18 protein-coding genes are annotated in these 19,979 nt (G+C 29.7%); 8 read left to right on the forward strand and 10 right to left on the reverse strand.

Going from position 1 to position 19,979, the window contains the following annotated elements; translation table 11 throughout:
- The first annotated feature begins 54 nt into the window (after window positions 1–54).
- The 8 genes from OWK30_RS09540 (at window position 55) to purB (ending at window position 9,774) form a co-directional block, all read left to right on the forward strand.
- Entirely contained in the window at window positions 55–597 is a 543-nt protein-coding gene (locus OWK30_RS09540; RefSeq protein WP_423325926.1) for an SWIM zinc finger family protein, read from the forward strand.
- A 245-nt stretch (window positions 598–842) separates the two neighbouring features.
- Entirely contained in the window at window positions 843–4,073 is a 3,231-nt protein-coding gene (gene carB / locus OWK30_RS09545) for a carbamoyl-phosphate synthase large subunit (protein ID WP_423325928.1), read from the forward strand.
- An 11-nt stretch (window positions 4,074–4,084) separates the two neighbouring features.
- A complete protein-coding gene (locus OWK30_RS09550) occupies window positions 4,085–4,864 on the forward strand; it encodes a dihydroorotate dehydrogenase electron transfer subunit (RefSeq protein ID WP_423325930.1) in 780 nt (259 codons plus the stop codon).
- Window positions 4,857–5,777: a dihydroorotate dehydrogenase gene (locus tag OWK30_RS09555; protein ID WP_423325932.1), complete on the forward strand. Its 921-nt coding sequence runs from the start codon at window positions 4,857–4,859 to the stop codon at window positions 5,775–5,777. The genes OWK30_RS09550 and OWK30_RS09555 overlap by 8 nt, the downstream gene beginning before the upstream one ends.
- Window positions 5,778–6,022: 245 nt before the next feature.
- Window positions 6,023–6,400 (forward strand): hypothetical protein, encoded by a 378-nt coding sequence (locus tag OWK30_RS09560; protein WP_423325934.1) that lies wholly within the window; start codon window positions 6,023–6,025, stop codon window positions 6,398–6,400.
- The gene (locus OWK30_RS09565; protein ID WP_423325936.1) at window positions 6,387–7,040 is read left to right on the forward strand and encodes an HAD family hydrolase; all 654 of its coding nucleotides are present in this window, start codon (window positions 6,387–6,389) and stop codon (window positions 7,038–7,040) included. Before OWK30_RS09560 ends, OWK30_RS09565 begins: the two co-directional genes overlap by 14 nt.
- On the forward strand, window positions 7,037–8,332 hold the full coding sequence (locus OWK30_RS09570; protein WP_423325938.1) for an amidohydrolase family protein: 1,296 nt from the start codon (window positions 7,037–7,039) through the stop codon (window positions 8,330–8,332). Before OWK30_RS09565 ends, OWK30_RS09570 begins: the two co-directional genes overlap by 4 nt.
- A gap of 5 nt (window positions 8,333–8,337) precedes the next feature.
- A complete protein-coding gene (gene purB, locus OWK30_RS09575) occupies window positions 8,338–9,774 on the forward strand; it encodes an adenylosuccinate lyase (protein WP_423325940.1) in 1,437 nt (478 codons plus the stop codon).
- Window positions 9,775–9,858: 84 nt separating this feature from the next.
- Here the strand turns inward: purB and OWK30_RS09580 are convergent, their stop codons facing one another.
- The 10 genes from OWK30_RS09580 to prfB form a co-directional block, all read right to left on the reverse strand.
- Complete coding sequence (locus OWK30_RS09580; RefSeq protein ID WP_423325942.1) at window positions 9,859–12,033, reverse strand: hybrid sensor histidine kinase/response regulator; 2,175 nt, start codon at window positions 12,031–12,033, stop codon at window positions 9,859–9,861.
- 54 nt (window positions 12,034–12,087) lie between these two features.
- Window positions 12,088–12,945 carry a diacylglycerol/lipid kinase family protein gene (locus OWK30_RS09585; protein ID WP_423325944.1) on the reverse strand — a complete coding sequence of 286 codons (858 nt, stop codon included), beginning with the start codon at window positions 12,943–12,945 and terminating at the stop codon, window positions 12,088–12,090.
- Window positions 12,942–13,484, reverse strand: a complete 543-nt coding sequence (locus OWK30_RS09590; protein ID WP_423325946.1) for a methyltransferase family protein — start codon at window positions 13,482–13,484, stop codon at window positions 12,942–12,944. Before OWK30_RS09590 ends, OWK30_RS09585 begins: the two co-directional genes overlap by 4 nt.
- A 122-nt stretch (window positions 13,485–13,606) precedes the next feature.
- The gene (locus OWK30_RS09595; RefSeq protein ID WP_423325948.1) at window positions 13,607–14,398 is read right to left on the reverse strand and encodes a 1,4-dihydroxy-6-naphtoate synthase; all 792 of its coding nucleotides are present in this window, start codon (window positions 14,396–14,398) and stop codon (window positions 13,607–13,609) included.
- Window positions 14,395–14,634 (reverse strand): MoaD/ThiS family protein, encoded by a 240-nt coding sequence (locus OWK30_RS09600; RefSeq protein ID WP_423325950.1) that lies wholly within the window; start codon window positions 14,632–14,634, stop codon window positions 14,395–14,397. The genes OWK30_RS09595 and OWK30_RS09600 overlap by 4 nt, the downstream gene beginning before the upstream one ends.
- 8 nt (window positions 14,635–14,642) lie before the next feature.
- Window positions 14,643–16,220, reverse strand: a complete 1,578-nt coding sequence (locus OWK30_RS09605) for an MlaD family protein (RefSeq protein ID WP_423325952.1) — start codon at window positions 16,218–16,220, stop codon at window positions 14,643–14,645.
- Between the two features lie 12 nt (window positions 16,221–16,232).
- Window positions 16,233–16,988 (reverse strand): ABC transporter ATP-binding protein, encoded by a 756-nt coding sequence (locus OWK30_RS09610; RefSeq protein ID WP_423325954.1) that lies wholly within the window; start codon window positions 16,986–16,988, stop codon window positions 16,233–16,235.
- An 8-nt stretch (window positions 16,989–16,996) separates the two neighbouring features.
- A complete protein-coding gene (locus OWK30_RS09615) occupies window positions 16,997–17,770 on the reverse strand; it encodes an MlaE family ABC transporter permease (protein WP_423325956.1) in 774 nt (257 codons plus the stop codon).
- Window positions 17,760–18,851 carry an alanine racemase gene (gene alr / locus OWK30_RS09620; protein WP_423325958.1) on the reverse strand — a complete coding sequence of 364 codons (1,092 nt, stop codon included), beginning with the start codon at window positions 18,849–18,851 and terminating at the stop codon, window positions 17,760–17,762. The genes OWK30_RS09615 and alr overlap by 11 nt, the downstream gene beginning before the upstream one ends.
- Entirely contained in the window at window positions 18,835–19,956 is a 1,122-nt protein-coding gene (prfB, locus tag OWK30_RS09625) for a peptide chain release factor 2 (protein WP_423325960.1), read from the reverse strand. The genes alr and prfB overlap by 17 nt, the downstream gene beginning before the upstream one ends.
- Window positions 19,957–19,979 lie beyond the last annotated feature (23 nt).

Raw genomic sequence — 19,979 nt, forward strand, 5'->3', positions numbered from 1 at the left:
TTTAAAATATACTAAGTATATGAAGATGCACAAACAAACCTAAGGAGGCCTCCAATGAAGTTGTTAAAGTTAACAGAGGATCAGTTAAGAAATATCTGTACTCCAATTAATTTACAAAGAGCTGAAAATTATGTAGGTAAATTTTTTGATTGTAAAATCCAAGATAACATAATAGTTGGTAAAATTAAAGGGAATCATGGAGTATACAACGTTTCTTTGAAGATAGACTCAGATCCGCTTGAATATAGCTGTGAATGTAAAACTTCTAAAGAAATGTTTTGTAAGCATGCAGCTGCTTTGGGTTTAACATACATTTATACTCCATGGGTTTTTGAAACTGATGAAAAAATAGAAAGAGATAGTATAAAAACTTTAGATGAGCTTTCATTTTATTTGAAAACAACCAAATTAAAAACATTAATAGACGAGCTTAGAAAAAAAGGGGTAGGGGTAGCAAAGTTATCTGATTTAATAGGTGTTTCATTACAACAAATAGCTGCAATTCTTAAAGATGAAGAAAAAGACAAATATCATGTGCTTACTGATTCAATAAAATTAGCTTGCCTTTATATATTAGAAAAAGACTTTGAAGTATAATATTAGTAGGAAAAATATGGGGGACAGTTGAACTTACCCCCTTTTCATAAAATAAATATCTATGTTTTTATTGTCTAAAACAGTTCAGAAACTATTTTAAAAAAATTTATTAATAAGTTATTTCTAAAAAATTGCTAAGAATTATGTTTAATAAAAAATAAAATATGGTAACTCCAGAATTCTTTTTAGTTGAAAATTCCATTTAAAAAGATTATATATTGTCAATTTGTTCAAGGGAGGAAGTTGTGCCTAAGCGAAATGATATTAAAACGATTTTAGTAATAGGTTCAGGACCAATAGTCATTGGTCAAGCATGTGAATTTGATTATTCTGGAAGCCAGGCAGTAAAAGCTTTAAAAGAAGAGGGGTATAATGTAATATTAATAAACTCAAATCCTGCAACTATTATGACAGATCCAGAATTTGCTGATGCTACATATATTGAACCTCTAACAGTGGAAGCTGCTGCAAAAGTTATTGAAAAAGAAAGACCTGATGCTTTACTTCCCACTGTTGGCGGTCAAACTGCTTTAAATCTAGCTATTGATTTGCATAATGAAGGAATTCTTGAAAAATACGGTGTAGAACTTATTGGAGCAAAAATTGACGCAATTAAAAAAGCTGAAGATAGAGAACTTTTTAAGAAAGCAATGGCAAAAATTGGTTTGGATATGCCAAAAAGTGCTTATATCAACACTTATGAAGCAGCTATGGAGGTTATAAAAGATATAGGATTTCCAGCGATTATAAGACCTTCTTTCACACTTGGTGGCACAGGTGGTAATGTTGCTTATAATTTACAAGAATATAAAGAATATGTTATCTGGGGACTTGAAGCATCACCTGTCAATGAAATTTTAGTAGAAGAATCTATTATAGGATGGAAAGAAATAGAATTAGAAGTGATGCGTGATTTAAAAGACAATGTAGTAATTATCTGTGGTATTGAAAACTTTGATCCAATGGGGGTACACACTGGAGACAGTATAACCGTAGCTCCTATTCAGACATTAACAGATAAGGAATATCAAGAATTGAGAAATTCTGCAATAAAGGTAATGCGTGAAATCGGTGTTGACACTGGTGGCTCAAATGTACAGTTTGCAGTAGATCCTAAAACTGGTAGACAAGTAATTATAGAAATGAATCCCAGAGTGTCTAGAAGTTCTGCTCTTGCATCAAAAGCAACAGGTTTTCCTATAGCTAAAATTGCAGCAAAACTAGCTATAGGATATACATTAGACGAAATACCTAATGACATTACAAAAAAAACTCCCGCTTGTTTTGAGCCCACTATAGATTACTGCGTAGTAAAATTTCCAAGGTTTACTTTTGAAAAGTTTCCGGGAGCGGATGATACTCTGACTACACAGATGAAGTCTGTAGGCGAAGTAATGGCTATTGGCAGAACATTTAAAGAAGCTTTGCAAAAAGCAATAAATTCACTAGAAATAGGTAAAACTGGTTTTGATGAGATTTTTAGTGAACAAGAACTGAAAAATGAAAAAGTAAAAGAAGAAATTATCTCTTATTTAAAACGACCTAATGATAAACGAGTATGGTATATTGCGGAGGCATTTAGGGCTGGGTTTAACATCGATGAAATATACAGTTTTTCTAAAATAGATAAATGGTTTTTGCATAATATTTTTGAAATTTTACAATTTGAAGATAAATTAAAGAGTATTTCATTAACTGAAATAGATAAAAATATTCTTTTTAATGCAAAAAAATTGGGCTTTTCTGATAAAAGACTTGCTAAATTGTTAAAAACAACTGAAGAAGATATAAGAAAAATAAGAAAATCAATAAAGATAACTCCTGTTTATAAAAGGGTTGATACATGTGCTGCAGAATTTGAATCTTTTACTCCGTATATGTATTCAACATATGAAGAAGAATGTGAAGCTGAAGTTACGGATAGGAAGAAAGTGATTATCTTAGGTGGTGGGCCAAACAGAATAGGGCAAGGAATAGAATTTGATTACTGTTGTGTTCATGCAACGTATGCATTAAAGGATGTTGGTTATGAAACAATTATGGTTAACTGCAACCCAGAAACTGTTAGTACAGATTATGACACTTCAGATAGACTATACTTTGAGCCACTTACTTTTGAGCATGTAATGAACATTATAGAAAAAGAAAACCCTTTTGGTGTGATTGTTCAATTTGGTGGACAAACTCCACTAAAACTTGCCGTACCTCTAGAAAAAGCAGGTGTACCAATTCTCGGGACTTCACCTGATAGTATAGATACTGCAGAGGATAGAGAAAGATTTAAAAAACTACTAAACAAAATAGGGCTTAAACAACCCAAAAATGGCATCGCTAAAAACTTCGAAGAAGCTTTATCTATTGCTGAAGAAATCGGATATCCAGTAGTTGTTAGACCATCCTATGTTTTAGGTGGTAGAGCAATGGAAATTGTTTATGATGCAGAGTCTCTAAAAAATTATATGGTTCATGCTGTGGAAGCAAGCGAAGAACATCCTGTTTTAATTGATAAATTTTTGGAAAACGCCGTAGAAATAGATGTAGATGCTATCAGTGATGGTGAGTTAGTTGTTGTAGCAGGAATAATGCAGCATATTGAAGAGGCTGGTATTCACTCTGGAGATTCTGCTTGCTCTATTCCTCCAAGATCAATTTCAGAAACTTTAAGTGATAAAATTGTTAATGCTACGAAAGAATTGGCTAAAGAACTTAATGTGGTTGGTCTTATGAACATACAGTATGCTATAAAAGACAATGAGTTATTTGTACTTGAAGTGAACCCAAGAGCTTCCAGAACTGTACCCTATGTGAGTAAATCTATTGGCGTATCACTAGCTAAATTAGCATCTAAAGTAATGGTTGGATACAAATTAAAAGATTTAGGGTTTACTAAAGAACCTAATATGCCATATTTTACTGTCAAAGAAGCGGTATTTCCATTTACAAAGTTTCCAGGAACTGATCCTATACTTGGACCAGAAATGAAATCTACTGGTGAAGTAATGGGGATAGATAGAACATTTGGTAGGGCTTATTATAAAGCACAACTTGCAGCAAATAACTCTTTACCTAAAAAAGGAACGGTTTTTATCAGTGTCAAAAATAGTGTTAAAAAAGATATTTTACCCGTAGCTAAAAAGCTTGAAAAACTTGGGTTTAAAATAGTTGCAACAACAGGAACGTATAAATTTCTTAAAGATAATGGTATTGAAGTTGAGCATGTTTTGAAAGTTCAAGAAGGTAGACCAAATATTGTGGATTATATAAAGAGTGAGAAAATAGATTTTGTTATAAATGTACCCGAAGGTAAAAAATCCAGACTAGATTCAAATTCTATAAGAAGGGTTATTTTAAACTATAATGTTCCATACGTAACTACAGTGGAAGCTGCCATAGCTAGCGTAAATGGTGTAGAAGCTTATCTCAACGAAGGATTAGATGTAAAATCATTGCAAGAATATTATAAAGAACTTAAATAAAAGGGGATTTTATGGAGGGGAAAATAGTTTTTAATAAACGATTAAATAGTAAGTATTATTATATGAAGATTGAAAACAGAGAATTCGTTAAAAAATGCAAACCTGGTCAATTTTTTATGATGAAAACACAGATATTTGATTATATTATTGATCCTCTTCTTAGAAGACCATTTGGAATCTGTGATGTTGATGATAATGGGTTTACATTACTATATCTAATTGTAGGTAAGGGAACAAACTTACTTACAAATATAAAAGAAGGAAGCATTATTAAGTTTTCAGAACCACTTGGAAATGGTTTCAAGCTTGTGGAAAGTAGTAAAATCGCCTTAATTGGTGGTGGTGTAGGAATTGCACCATTGCTATACCTAGCAAAAGAATTAAAGAAAAAAAACAATAGTATTGTACTCTATTATGGTGGTAAGAGTAAAGATGATATACATCTAGTTGATGAATTTAAGAAGTATTGTGATAAAATAGAGATATCTACCGAAGATGGGAGTCTTGGTAAAAAAGGGCGCATAACAACACTTTTTGATAAAGAGGAAATTATTGATAAAATCTATTGTTGTGGTCCAAAACCGATGATGAAGGCTACTGTAAATTTTGCTTTGAAAAATAAAATAAACATAGAAGTCTCTTTAGATGAAAAAATGGCATGTGGAATAGGGGCCTGTTTAGGTTGTATTGTATATTTTAAGGAAAAAGATAGTGTTGTACAAAAAAGATGTTGTGTTGAAGGTCCAGTTTTTGATGGGACAAAAATTGATTGGGAGAAATTAGATGGCTAATAAAAATCCATTAGAAATAGAACTTTGTGGTATAAAATTTAAAAATCCTGTCATTACAGCAAGTGGAACATTTGGCTATGGAATTGAATATAGTAGGTTTATTGATATATCAAAACTCGGTGGAATTAGTATTAAAGGATTATCGTTACATGTAGTGTCTGGTAATAAGATGCCAAGAATTATTGAAACACCAGCAGGAATGCTTAATGCAATTGGATTACAAAATATTGGAGTAGATCGTTTTTTAACAGAAAAATTACCAATGTTGAAAAAATATAAAACAAATATCATTGTTAATTTCTGGGGAAAAACTATAGATGAGTATGTTGAGGTAGCTAGAAAGCTAGACGTAGCTGATATACATATGTTAGAAATGAATATATCATGTCCAAACATAAAAGAAGGTGGGATTGCCTTTGGAACTGATCCAAAAATGACTGAAAAAGTAGTAACAGCAGTCAAAAAAAATATTAAAAATAAACCATTAATAGTTAAATTATCACCAAATGTTACCGATATAAAACTCTTTGCTAAAATATGTGAAAATTCAGGTGCTGATGCAATAAGTGCCATCAATACACTTCTTGGAATGTCAATAGATATCGTTACTAAAAAGCCCCATATTTCAAATGTTACAGGAGGGCTTAGTGGGCCAGCTATAAAACCTGTTGCAGTTAGGATGGTATATGAAGTATTTAAAACTGTAAACATTCCAATTATAGGTATTGGCGGTATAATGAACTATAGAGATGTTGTTGAATTTTTTATTGCAGGTGCATCGGCTATCCAGGTTGGAACTGCAAATTTTGTAGATCCTGAAACTACTTTGAAAATAATAGAGGATTTATCAAAGTATATAGAGGAAAATAGAATTAATAATATATCAGAATTGACAGGTAGCCTCGATATTTGATCGAAGTTTTTAAGTATGAACTTACTAGTTCAACTTAGTGTTTAATGTTCGTTAATGTATGTTTTCTAACGTTTTTCTCCATTAAACCATAATCATTTAAAAAGCTAAGTCTAAACCTGAACTTAATCTCGATTTTGTTACGTCCGATAAGATATATTATGTTAATTAAAAAGTCTAAAATAAAAATATTGATTTTTTATCTATTTTAAATTAAATTTATTTTGTTTATTTTTGTTGGGTTATTTATGACAAAAACATATAAAAGTTTTCATCTCATTGATAAAATAATTAAGTCTATAAATTCACAGTTTCCAAAAAAATGTAGTTGTGGAAAATTATTTAAAAACTATAAAGAATTTATTGATAATACAACTCTTCCTGCACCTCAAAGTTTACAACTGTTTGATTGTTCTGATATTCACGAAATACTTAGCCTACGGAATTGCAAAACATGTAACTCTACTATAGCGTTAAGATGTATGTTGGATGACAAATATAAAAAATCACTTTTAGAACTAATTAAAAATGATGTCGTATTAAATAATTTAGAAGAAGATGAATTTCTACAAATTTTTAGAAATGAAGTAATTAAATACGCTACAAAAAATGATGAAAGCAAATAGTCGAATAATAGTTTTTGATTTAGACGGTACCCTGATTGATACTTTGAATGATATACATGAATCTTTAATGATTACGTTAGATAATTTTGGCTACCCTAAATTCGATATAAGTACAACAAAATCTTATGTTGGAGATGGTATAAAAAAACTAATTGAAAGAGCTGTTGGTAAAAAAAACTATAATAAAGAGATAGAACAGTTTTTTAGAGAGATATACAATAAAAAAATTATTGAAACATCAAAAAAATATAAACAAATAGATTATGTATTATTAACTTTAAAAGAAACTACTCCACACCTGTTCATTATTTCAAACAAATCTTATAAATTTACAGATATTATAGTTAGGCATTTTAATCTTGATAAATATTTTAAAGAATGGTTTGGCGGAGATAGTTTTATAGAAAAAAAACCCTCCCCTATTCCTCTATTAGAATTATTTAAAAAATACAATATAAATCCTAACAAAAACTCATTTATGATTGGAGATAATTATACGGACATAGAGTCAGGGTTTTATGCTGGATTATCTACAATTTACTGTTCTTATGGTTATGGGAGATTAGCTAAGATTACTCCAGACTATATAGTTAACTCACCATTGGAAATACTTAATGTGATAATAAAGGGGGTAGAATGAACAAAATTGCAATTTATGCTAAATTTATATACTATGAAGACAAGATTATTGAAAACTCTTATTTATTGATTAATGGCAAAAAAATTGAAAAAACAATTAAAGTATTACCCGAAAATATCAAAAATGACTATAAAATAATCTATAGAAGTAATTCTGCTATCTTCCCTGGATTTATTAATACACACACACATTTGCCAATGGTTTTTTTTAGAGGGCTTGCTGATGATCTTCCTTTAATGGAATGGCTTAAGAAATATATTTGGCCTGCAGAAAATAAGTGGCTTAGTGATGAATTCGTATATGATGCAACTTTACTTGCTGCTTGTGAACTGATTAAAAATGGTACTGTTTGTGCAAATGATATGTATTTTTACTCTGACTCAATTGCTCAAGCAATGATTAAAGTAGGAATGAAAGGTGTTGTAGGTGCAGGGGTATTAGATTTCCCAACAAAATTTGCCAAGAACTCAGAGGATTATTTAGATAAAGCTAAATTACTAATTGAGAAATATAATAATAATGAACTGATACGTATTGCAATATGCCCCCATGCACCTTATACTGTATCACCTGAAAATTATAAAAAATGTGTTGCTTTTGCTGAAAAATATGATTTAATTATTCACACTCATCTGGCGGAAACTGAGTGGGAAGTTGAAGAAATATATAAAAAGTATAGTAAAACTCCTTTACAACTAATGAATGAAATAGGAATGCTTGATACAAAATCAATCTTTGCCCACATGGTGCATTTAAGTGATGAAGAAATTGAGCTTTCTGGGGAAAAACATATAAATATTTCTCATTGTTTGGAAAGTAATCTAAAACTTGCAAGTGGTTTTGCCAAAATAAAAAAATTGCATGATGCTGGAGCTAATATATCTATCGGAACAGATGGTGCTGCAAGTAACAATGATCTTGATATTTTAGCAGAAGTTTCAGTGGTATCAAAATTCCATAAAGCTTACAGTAATGATGCTACAGCAATAAATGCAAAAACAGCACTGTATATGATAACAATAAATTCAGCAAAAGGATTGTATATTGAAAATACAGGGCAAATAAAAGAAGGAAATTTTGCAGACCTAATCATTGTAGACCTAAACAAATGTCATCTTCAACCTCTCTATAATCCTGTGTCTCAACTAATTTATGCTGCAAAGTCATCCGATATTACAGATGTTTTTATAAATGGTAACCATGTAATGGAAAATAGAAAAATTATAACAGTTGATGAAGAGGAAATTTTGGATAAAGCAAAGTACTGGGGGAAGAAAATAAGTGAGGTGTGAAATAAATGAGTAGATACGAGACTTTTGTTAATCCACTAACTGAGAGATATGCTTGCAAAGAAATTCAATATATTTTTTCTCCACAAAAAAAGTTTAGCACATGGAGAAAACTATGGATTGCTTTGGCTGAAGCTGAAAAAGAACTAGGGCTCCCAATTACAGAAGAGCAGATTAAAGAAATGAAGTCTAATATAAATAATATCGATTTTGAGTATGCAAAAGAAATGGAAAAAAGTTTGAGGCATGATGTAATGGCTCATGTTCATACTTTCGGTAAGATAGCTCCAAATGCCAAGCCAATCATACATCTTGGTGCCACATCAGCTTATGTGGGTGATAATTGCGATTTAATTGTTATGAAAGAGGCCTTGATTCATATTAGAAAAAAATTGGTAAATTTAATTTATAATTTAAGAAACTTTGCCTTAAAATACAAACATCTTCCTACTTTAGGATTCACTCACTATCAACCTGCTCAACTTACCACAGTTGGTAAAAGGGCCTCTTTATGGCTTCAAGATTTTATGCTTGATTTTGATGAACTTGAATATCTCTTACAAAACTTAAGATTTAGAGGTGTTAAAGGAACAACTGGAACTCAGGCCTCGTTTATGAAACTTTTTGACAATGATAGTGAAAAAGTAAAAAAACTGGATGAAATTGTTTCTAAAAAGATGGGATTTGATAAAGTTTTAAAAATAACAGGACAAACTTATACTCGCAAACAAGATACAAAAGTGTTAAGTCTTCTTGCAAAAATAGCAGAGTCAGCCCATAAAATGGCCACTGATATAAGATTATTACAAAACCTAAAAGAAGTTGAAGAGCCTTTTGAGAAGAAACAGATTGGTTCAAGTGCTATGGCTTACAAAAGAAACCCCATGAGAAGTGAAAGGGTATGCGCTCTTGCAAGACACATTATTACTCTTTCTTTGAATCCTTATATGACACATGCTATTCAATGGTTTGAACGCACTCTCGATGACTCTGCAAATAGAAGAATTACTATTCCTGAATCATTTATGGGAGTAGATGCGATACTCAATTTATTGATTAATATAACAGACGGTTTAATTGTATATGAAAAAATGATCGAAAAACATATCAAACAAGAATTACCTTTTATGGCTACAGAAAATATTATAATGGAAGCAGTAAAAAAAGGCGCTGACAGGCAAGAAATGCACGAAATAATCAGAGTTCATTCTATGGAAGCTGGTAAAAAAATAAAGCTTGAAGGGATGGAAAATGATTTGCTTGAAAGATTGATAAAAGATAATCGTGTCCCACTAGATGAAAATGAAATAAAAACTCTTTTGGATCCAAAAGAGTTTATTGGCAGAGCCCCTGAGCAGGTTTTAGAATTTATAAATGAAGAAGTTGATCCCATTATTGAAAAATATAAAAATGAATTGGGTATAAATATAGAAATAAAAGTTTAATAGTTTAATCCTTACTTTTTAATATAATTTAATTGCAGCTGAAAAGTAATTATTTGTTTATATACAATTTTTCAGTGGCAGAGACTAATTGTTAAACAGCTCTATTATTAACTCTAATAGTTTATCAAGAGCAAAAGGTTTTTTTAAAAAAGGTAATTCCATATTTTTTACAGGATAACCTGACATCACAATGATGTTTTTACATAAACTTTTAAGCTTTTCCAAAAGTTCTAGACTATCTATATCCGCCACATAATAATCAGTAATAATTACGTCATAAGTATTTTTTTCAGCTAAACGTATTCCTTCAACTCCTGATGTGGTAAAATCTATATCTGCCCCATAGTTTTCAAGATACATAATCAGAGGTTCTATAATATATTTTTCATCATCAATAATCAGTATTTTTTTATTTATCAATAAATTTTCATTTCTTTTATTTTTTTTAAACTCTTCTTTAAATTCATTTTTTGACTTTGCTTCAGGTAATAATATATAAAATGTTGTTCCCTCCCCTAATTCTGATTCAAAAGTAATATAGCCATTATTATTTTTTACAAGTCCATAAACTTGAGCAAGTCCCAATCCATTACCAAATTCTTTAGTGGTAAAATATGGATCAAATATTTTCTTTCTTATTTTTTCTGGAATACCTTCTCCCGAATCTGATATGCTGATACAAACATATTTGCCATTCTCAACTAAACTAACCAGGTCTTTAAAACTATTATCTTTTATTTCTATTTTTTCTAACACAATTTTTATTTCTCCCTGCTTATCCCCTATGGCATCCTTTGCATTTACACAGATATTCATCAAAACTCTATCGAGCTGAACTGGATCAACAAATACTATATATTTTTCGTATTGGTTATATTTAAAACTTATCTTTATTTTCTTTGGGAAAGTATTATTTAGTATTTTTGTAAATTCTTTAACAAATGGAACTAAATCGATGAACTGTCCTGTACCTTCGGATTGCCTTGCAAAATCAAGAAGTTGTTTGATTACCCCTGCTGCTTTGTCTACTAGTTTTTCAATATTTTCTAAAAATTCTAATTTTTTACTGTCACTTTCAAGCATTTTTAATGCATTACTCATCCCCATAATACCCGTTAATATATTATTAAAATCATGAGCTATCCCAGCTGTAAGTTGGCCTATTGCTGCAAGCCTATCTAATCTTGAAATCTCTTGTTCATATTTAACAATATCTGTAACATTAACAGCAAGTATCATCTTATAAATTTCATTTTCAATTTTCAAATCTTTTATATATATTTTGAAGTAATTGTCGTTTTGGGATAATATAGTGTTATTATTTACTAATAAGTTATTAACTTCTTTTTTCTTAAAAAACTTATTGAAAACATTATTACTTAAAACAATATTATTTAGTTCATCTACTACACATACCCCTGATTGTAAATTATCTAAAATATGCTCAAGAAAAGCATAATTAATCTTTAATTGATCAATCAGTTTTAAATTGTTACTTATAGATTTTTTCAAGCGCTTTTTCTTGCTTGAGTAGTCAATAATCAAACTTATAATCTTCAAAATAGTTTTAAAACGTTCTTCTACTATTTTTCTTACTTCATTAATAGGTAATACAACTATCTGATTGTCAGACAAGTAAAAAAGTTTATAATTTTCACCTTCAATTGTTTTAGAATCAAATAACTTTATAATTTCTTTAACTTCATATTCATAAAAATTATGCAGGTATAATTTAGGTTTATTATTTTCTATTTTTATAATTGCAATTTTATTAAAATTATAAATTTTAATAAAATTTTCAATAATATCCTCTTCAGTTATATCATCTTTTTCCAAAAACGTTGTAATAAGAGAATAAATCTTTTTAGAGTACTCTGAAATCTCTTTCTTCTCTATGAAATTTTCAAAATGTTGAGTTATACTTTTTAGATACCCGTGGAATAAAATTTTCTCGTCTTTATGTTCAAAAAAAGTAAAATCAATCACCCAAAACTTTTGATTATTGACTTCAATTTGATATAGTAGTTCAATGTATTTTTTATGTTTTGCGTTTTCAATAAAATAGTTAAAAGCATCTTTATGGTTTGTTGTTAAAATTTCTTTAAAAAAATTATTATTATACACAATAGACTTATCAGAAATGTAATTCAAAACTTCATCGGAAATATATGTGATACGAACTGTATCTTTTTTTATAATTCCTTCATAGTATATGAAGCCGAGTTTTGATAAAACATCTCTTGCTTCCTTATTATTCAAGTTAACCTCCCAAAGTAAAAACTTTAAAAATAGTTATCAAACTATCATATTTAATTATAATGATTTAATCAAAAAGAAGGAAGATTTTTTTAACTTTACAAAATTATTTTTACTGTTAAGTTTGAAAAAATCACCATCAAGCTGAAACTCATCCGTACCACATATTTTTAGAATATTACAAGTAGATTTATTACCCACAAATCCTTTGTGAAAGGATATGGATACAATGTTTTTTAAAAGTTTTAATTTAGATTTATTATCTAAGTAAAAGATGTTAAGGAGATTTTTTTTAAATGCTCTTGATAAAACAAAATTTCCTGCGTATTTATTACTAACAGCTACAATCATATGATATGCATTAATTTTTCTTCCATTAATGTACACATTAAAAGGATAGAATTTTTTAAATAATAAAGAATTAATCCCTGATTTGATATACGCCATTTTACCATATTTTTTTTTAAAAGCTAAATCTACATATTTTACAGCTGTGGCGTCGAAACCTACACCTAACATAAGTGTAAAATATCTTCCTCCAATAAATCCTAATGGTATTGAATCAAACTCAACTATACTCATTTTTTCTGCAGCAAGCTCAGGTTTTAATGGGATATTATATTCCCTACAAAATACATTACTGGTGCCAAATGGTAAATTATAAAACAGTATAGCTTTGTTTTTATCTCTTCTTGATTCAATTCCATTTATTACCTCATTTATCAAACCATCTCCACCAGCAGTAATTATCAAATCATATTCTTCATTATGAGATATTTTTTCTGCATGATTTACATATTCAGTAAAAACTACTTTTATATCTGTAAGCTTTTTATAAAGTATCTTTAAGCAGTTATCAAATATTTCTCTATTAAATGAACCACTTACGGGATTCGCAACAATAATAGTTTTCATTTTTTAAACCTAAAGAATTTTGGTATTAACATTGGAACTTCTTTTCTATAATTTATGTATTCTGTGCTATAATATTTTATCAATTTTCTTTCTTCATTTATTGCACCAATTATGAAATATAATGTAAAAATAATATTTACTATTAAGTCTTTTAACTTTAATGGTCTTGACCACAGTAATACAATACCAGTAAAATAGTATGGATGTCTTACATATCCTAATGCACCTTCAACTAACATTTTTTTATGAGGATTTGTCTCTGTCACACCTTTGCTGAAAAACCGTTTTATTTGTTTAATTCCTAAAAATTCACTATTATTATAAGACTTAGAAGCATAGTAACCAAATAATAAAGCCGCTATACTAACAATATAAAGCACTATCTTTATCACTAAAGGAGGATTGAAAAAATATATACTATTTTCAATTTTATTATAAAAGATTACTGCAGGAATCAATAAAAACACTGAAACCATAACATAAAAACTTCTATACCACCATTTATAATATATTTTATTCATAATAACATCATCTGCCATTATTGAATGCAATATACAATAAAAAATAAGATAAAAAGCAAGTATATAATAATATTTCATACTTTAATAATAAGTAAATTTTATTAAAAATAAAAGAGTTTTGTCAAAATAAAGCAATGTTATTACACAAAGCAAGATTGATCAATGTTTAGAAAAGTAGATAATTGATTTATATATTTTGATAAATCATAAGAATTATCATTAACAAAAGCATCAATATGTTTTCTAAGTATTATTTCATTTAATTCTTGAGCATATTTTTCAACAAACGGTTTTATTTCAAAAAAGTTGTTTTTCGCATAATCTAATGATTTCCTAATAAGACTATTGATTTCAGGAGTAAGCTCAATAAGTTCTCTCTTTAAAACGATCGCACCAAGCGGAATAGGTGCATTAAATTTTTCATCCCATATAACACCTAAATCACATATAAGATTTAATCCAAAAGTTTTATAAACAAATCTTCCTTCATGAATTAATAGTCCAGCATCAGCATCACCTTTTATAATTGCAGGAATTATTCTGTCAAATCTCAAATGAAAAAAGTTAAAATCATCGCCATAAAAATATTTAAATAAATTATAAGCAGTGGTATTAAAGCCTGGTATCGCTATACTCTTTCCTTTCAACTCATCAATCTTTTTGAAATTTTTTGATACTAAAATAGGTCCATAACCATAACTTAACGCACCACCACTTTTAAGTATTACGTATTTGTCAATTAATTTTGGTATGACTCCATAAGAAACTTTTATTATATCCAAAAAATTATTGATAGCTATATTATTTAAAACTTCCACATCATCAAGAACAACTTTAAATTCATAAGGTGTATCTATTAATCTGTTTATTAATGCACCAAAAATATAAGTATCATTAGGACATGTGGAAATACCAAGTGCAAGTTTTTTCATCCACCACCCACTGGGGAAAAGAAAACCACCGTATCACCATCTTTCACAATTGTTTTTTCATCTGAATGGAGACCGTTTACCAAAATAATTTGTATTTTTTCACCTGGAATACCATAATAGTTTATTATTTCTTCTACAGTAACTTCTTCTCCTTTATTATCAAAATTTACTTCAAATTTACCTGATTCTTTAGTAAGATATCTTGTCAAGTCAGCATAAGCCTTAACTTTTATCATTTCCACCCTCAATTAGATGGTAACGGTACTTTCCCAAAAAGATACTTTAAATCTTCATCAAGAAAAATAATTCCACCACCAAAAAATGCACTTCTTGTTTCATCATTTAAGAAATCATCATAACCAATATTTAAGAAAAGATTTTTAGTAAAATTATACTGTAGCTTTGTTTTTAAATGAGGTTTTCTGTCTTCGGAATCATCTGAGAAATCATATGCATCAAAACTAAGTTGTAATTTCTCATTTTTTAAAGGAAAATAGTCAGCACCTACTCCAAACTCAGATTCCATAAGACCTATTCTTAAGTCAAGTTGATCATAGAACCTTTGAACATACTGCGCTATAAAAGTAAGAGAGTTTTTTTCTCTCCTTGTTTCAGTAACAGAATAACTACTACTAGTAGCACCTGTATTACCATCAACATAGTATGGAATATCACCTGTAAAACTATAGTCTGTTACCACGGTGTATGGTTTTCCACCAGTACTTGTGGCTACACCCAAAAGATAATATTTGTTTTTGCGTGGTTGAATCTTTAGATGTAAATACCCCTTTGTTTCTCCTGTATCCCACATTTTTTCACCACTAAAAGATAAATAAAACTTAAATCTATCATAAGCGGTAACAAGTTTTTTTAAACCTTTAATTGTTTTTTTCACATCTTGAGCTGTCTCATTATCATTTATAAGTGTTCCAATCGTACCTTGTCCGTTATTTATTTTATCAGTAATTGCATTAAGGTTATCCACTGTTTTTTCCAATTTTGTAGTAACAACCTTCATGTTAGAAATTGTTTTGCGTAAATCACCCTTTGAATTTCCTATAAGTTCATCTATGTTAGTAGTTATATTATTAATTTTAGTAGCAATTAGAGGAGTTTGAGTTTTTAAGGTTTCAGATACTTCCTTTAGATTAGCAATCAAATCATTAACATTTTGCTGATTACTTAATGTTATTTCTTTTAATGATGAAGTAATAGTTTCAACATTCTTTACAATCTGATTAATACGTTTCTGATTTTCTTCAAGCATAACTCTGATATACTCTGTAGAGTAGCGTATATTTTCCAAAGTAAGTTTCATGTTTGTTTTACCATTATCTGATGCTAGTACTTCTCTCAAAGACTCAGTAATAGCTTTTATATCGTCAGCAATGTCTGCAAGTTTATTTTGAAGTTGGTCAAGATCAACAGTCCCTTTGTATTTATCAATTTGACTGCCAGCAACAAGATAACCTGTATTTTTCTCGTTTTTAGTGATAAGCTCTAGATATTTTTCCCCAAGAAATCCAGCTGATCTTATAGTTGCAATTACGTTATCAGGAATTTTATATCTATTATTAATTATCACTTTAACTTCTACTTTATCTCCCACTAGTTCTATATTTTTTACTTTTCCAACTTCAACACCACGGTATTTTACTATAGCGTCCTTCACAAGTCCATTTGCATCATTTATATATACGATCACTTCATACCCGTTTTTTTTACCCCAATTTATATCACCCACTTTTGTGGTCATATAACCGAGCAATAAAAGTCCTAACACAACAAAAACACCGACTTTTGCCTCTAACGAATAACGCATTTAATCCCCCATTTATCCTATTTTTATAGGTCCATCTTTAGATCCACTCAAGAATTGCACAACATAAGGGTTATCTGATGATTTAAAATCTTCTGGTGTGCCATACATTACTATTTTTCCATCATAAATCATAGCAATATAATCAGCAATTTTAAAAGTAGAGTCTATATCATGTGAGATCACCACAGAAGTTACGTTTAACTTTTTCTGCGTATCATAAATCAAAGTATCTACGACATCAGTCATTATAGGGTCAAGTCCTGTAGTAGGTTCGTCATAAAGAATTATTTCAGGCTCAAGGGCAATAGCTCTTGCAAGCCCTACCCTTTTTCTCATACCACCTGATAACTCAGAAGGCATTTTATATTCAACGTCTTTCAACCCCACTAGAGCCAATTTCTCTAAAACTATTTCTTTTATTTCTTTTTCTTTTAGGTTTGTGTGTTCTCTTAATGGAAAAGCTACATTTTCATATACGTTCATTGAGTCAAACAATGCTGCATTTTGAAAAAGCATACCAAATTTTTTCCTTATATCTAATAACTTTTTTTTACTAAGTGTAGACAAATCCTCCCCACAAACAATTACTTTACCACTATCAGGTTTAATAAGTCCCATCATTTGTTTTAGTAAAACACTTTTGCCTGTACCAGAAGGACCGATTATACAAGTAATAGCGTTCTTTATAATATTTAAATCTATACCTTTGTGTACTTTGTGTCTCCCAAAACTTTTATGCAAATCTATTATCTCAATTGCAATTTCCATACAATCCTCTAAAACATTATTGCTGTTAAAATATAATCAAATACTAGTATCAAGACACAGGACATTACTACTGATTCTGTTGTTGACTTTCCTACTCCTTCTGCCCCACCTGTAGTATAAAAACCTTTATAACAACCCACTAGCGTCAAAATCAACCCAAAAACAGTTGCTTTTATAATCCCATTGTACAAATCTTCAAATTCTACATATTTGTACATGGTTTCTAAAAAAAGAGTTTTATTTATCCCAAGAATTTCAACTCCAACAAAGTAACCACCCACTATACCACAAAAAACAGCTATAACATTTAAAATTGGCATAACAATTACACCAGCTAAAACTCTTGGAACGATAAGGTATTGAACAGGTTCTACCGCTAAAGCATATAAAGCATCAATTTGCTCGGACACTCTCATTGTACCTATTTCTGCAGCAATAGCGGAACCAGCCCTTGCTGCGACCATAATTGAACTTAAAACAGGTCCCAATTCTCTTGCCATTCCTATTCCTACTACAGTTCCAACCATATATTCTGCTCCAAATTTATGAAAACCTATATAACTTTGAAAAGAAAAAACCATCCCTGTAAATGTTCCTGTAAGTATAATTACAGACAGTGAACTTACCCCTATAAATTCCATTTGTTTAAATAAGAGCTTAATCCTATATGGTGGAACAAACATCCATCGAACTGTATCAATAAATATTAAAAATAACCTACCAGATCCTAATATAAGTTTTAAAACAGGAGATCCAACAATTTCAAAAAAATTAATAATCATCACTGTAAACCCTTGGAATTCTATCTGAAATTGCACATAATATTTCATAACTAATTGTATTACATAGTTCTGCCAATATATTAGCCCCAACATTTTCACCCAATATTTCTACTTCTTCCAGTATCTCATTGTCGCTAAGATGAGATATATCTATCATTGTCATATCCATACATACACGCCCTACTACATTGCAACGCTTTCCATTGACATACATAAAACCTTTATTACTTAAGCTTCTAAAATAACCATCAGCATAACCAATAGGTACAACACCAATTTTCATTTTTTTATCAGCTATAAACATTTGATTATAGCTAACTTTATCACCTTTCTTCAACTCTTTTACATGAACAATTTTTGAAAATATTTTCATTACAGGTTTTAGGCTAAAACTATTTTCAGGGTATACATAACCATAAGTCATAATACCAGGCCTTGTATAGTCAAAATCATTTTTATAAAAACATATCGCTGATGAGTTAAACACAGAAGAAGGGATGTTTAAGTTTTCTCTCCTTAAAAAGTTTTTAAATGTTTTAATTTGTAATTCTGTATATTTTCTATCAGTATCAGAAGAAGATAAGTGTGTCATGCACAAAACAAATTTGATATTTGAAAAAGTACTTGATAATTCAAAATAACTAATACTTGTATCAAATCCAAGTCTATTCATCCCTGTATCAATTTTCAATGCAGCAGGGTGAATACAATTTTTTGAGATTAGATATCTATTGAAACTTGAGGCCAAATTATAATCATAGATTGTAAGTATAAGATTATTAGCCAGTATTTCATCATAATATTTTTCATCGACATAACCTAGTACAATTATATGAGCATCTTTTAACTTTCTCCTTAAGCTTATTCCTTCTTCTATTGTAGCGACACCAAAATGCGTTATATCACACTGTTTGTATGCAAACTCTGCTATTTTTATAGCACCATGACCATAAGCATCAGCCTTTACAATAGCTATAATTTTTGAGTTAGACAATTTTTTAGCTATCTCGATATTATGTTTATAGTTCGATAGATCAATATAAGCGTAGGTAGGTCTCAAGGTTTTAATTTTTGTCAACATCTTTTGTTATACCTGCCTCCATAAGAAGATATTCACGGATAAAATCATCTATATCCCCATCCATTACTGCATCCACATTACCTGTTTCATACCTTGTTCTTAAATCTTTTACCATTTTATAAGGATGCATCACATAAGACCTTATTTGATTACCCCACCCTATTTCTGTTTTACTGCTTTCTAGTTTTTCCTTCTCTTTATTCCTTTTTTCCATTTCATATTCGTAAAGTCTAGCTTTTAAAATCTTCATTGCATGGGCTTTGTTTTTGTGTTGACTTCTTTCATTCTGACAAGTAACTACAATCCCTGTTGGGAGATGAGTAATTCTTACAGCTGAATCTGTTGTATTTACATGCTGCCCGCCCGCTCCACTAGCTCTAAATGTCTCTATTTTTAAATCTGATTCATTAATTTCAATTTCAATATTTTCATCAATTTCTGGTAAAACAAATACAGATGCAAAAGATGTATGTCTCCTATTATTAGAATCAAAGGGAGAAATTCTAACAAGTCTGTGAACTCCAGATTCACCTTTTAGATAACCATAACTATATTCACCTATTACATTAAAAGTGATAGATTTAATTCCCGCTTCATCACCAGGTAACATATCCAATATTTCATATTTAAACTTTTTTCTTTCAATCCATCGAGTATACATTCTAAAAAGCATAGATACCCAATCACAAGCCTCTGTACCACCTGCACCAGCATGAATAGTGACAATAGCATTGTTTATATCGTGCTCACCGCTTAATATTAATTTCAATTCAAAATCTATGACTTTCTTTTTTAAAGTTTCAATGTTATCTAGTAGTTCCTGCTCAACTTCTTCAGAACCTTCTTTATATAGCTCAATTAAAACATCAATATCATCCCTCAATATTGTCAGCTCTTCCCATTCGGATAAAAACTTTTTTAATACAGACTGTTCTTTAAGAAGTTGCTTTGATTCTTTTTTACTCCAAAATTCTGGATCTTCCATCGATTTCCTATCAATTTCTGCTATTTTAGATTCTAACTCTTCTTTATTAACTATTTTTCTAAAAGAATTAATATTTTCATCAATTTTTTCTAGTATTTCTATCAACTCTTCAATAATCATATTGACCTCATAAACACATATTC

Origin of the sequence: Deferribacter abyssi, assembly GCF_049472655.1 — a bacterium.
Taxonomy (GTDB): Bacteria; Chrysiogenota; Deferribacteres; order Deferribacterales; family Deferribacteraceae; genus Deferribacter; species Deferribacter abyssi.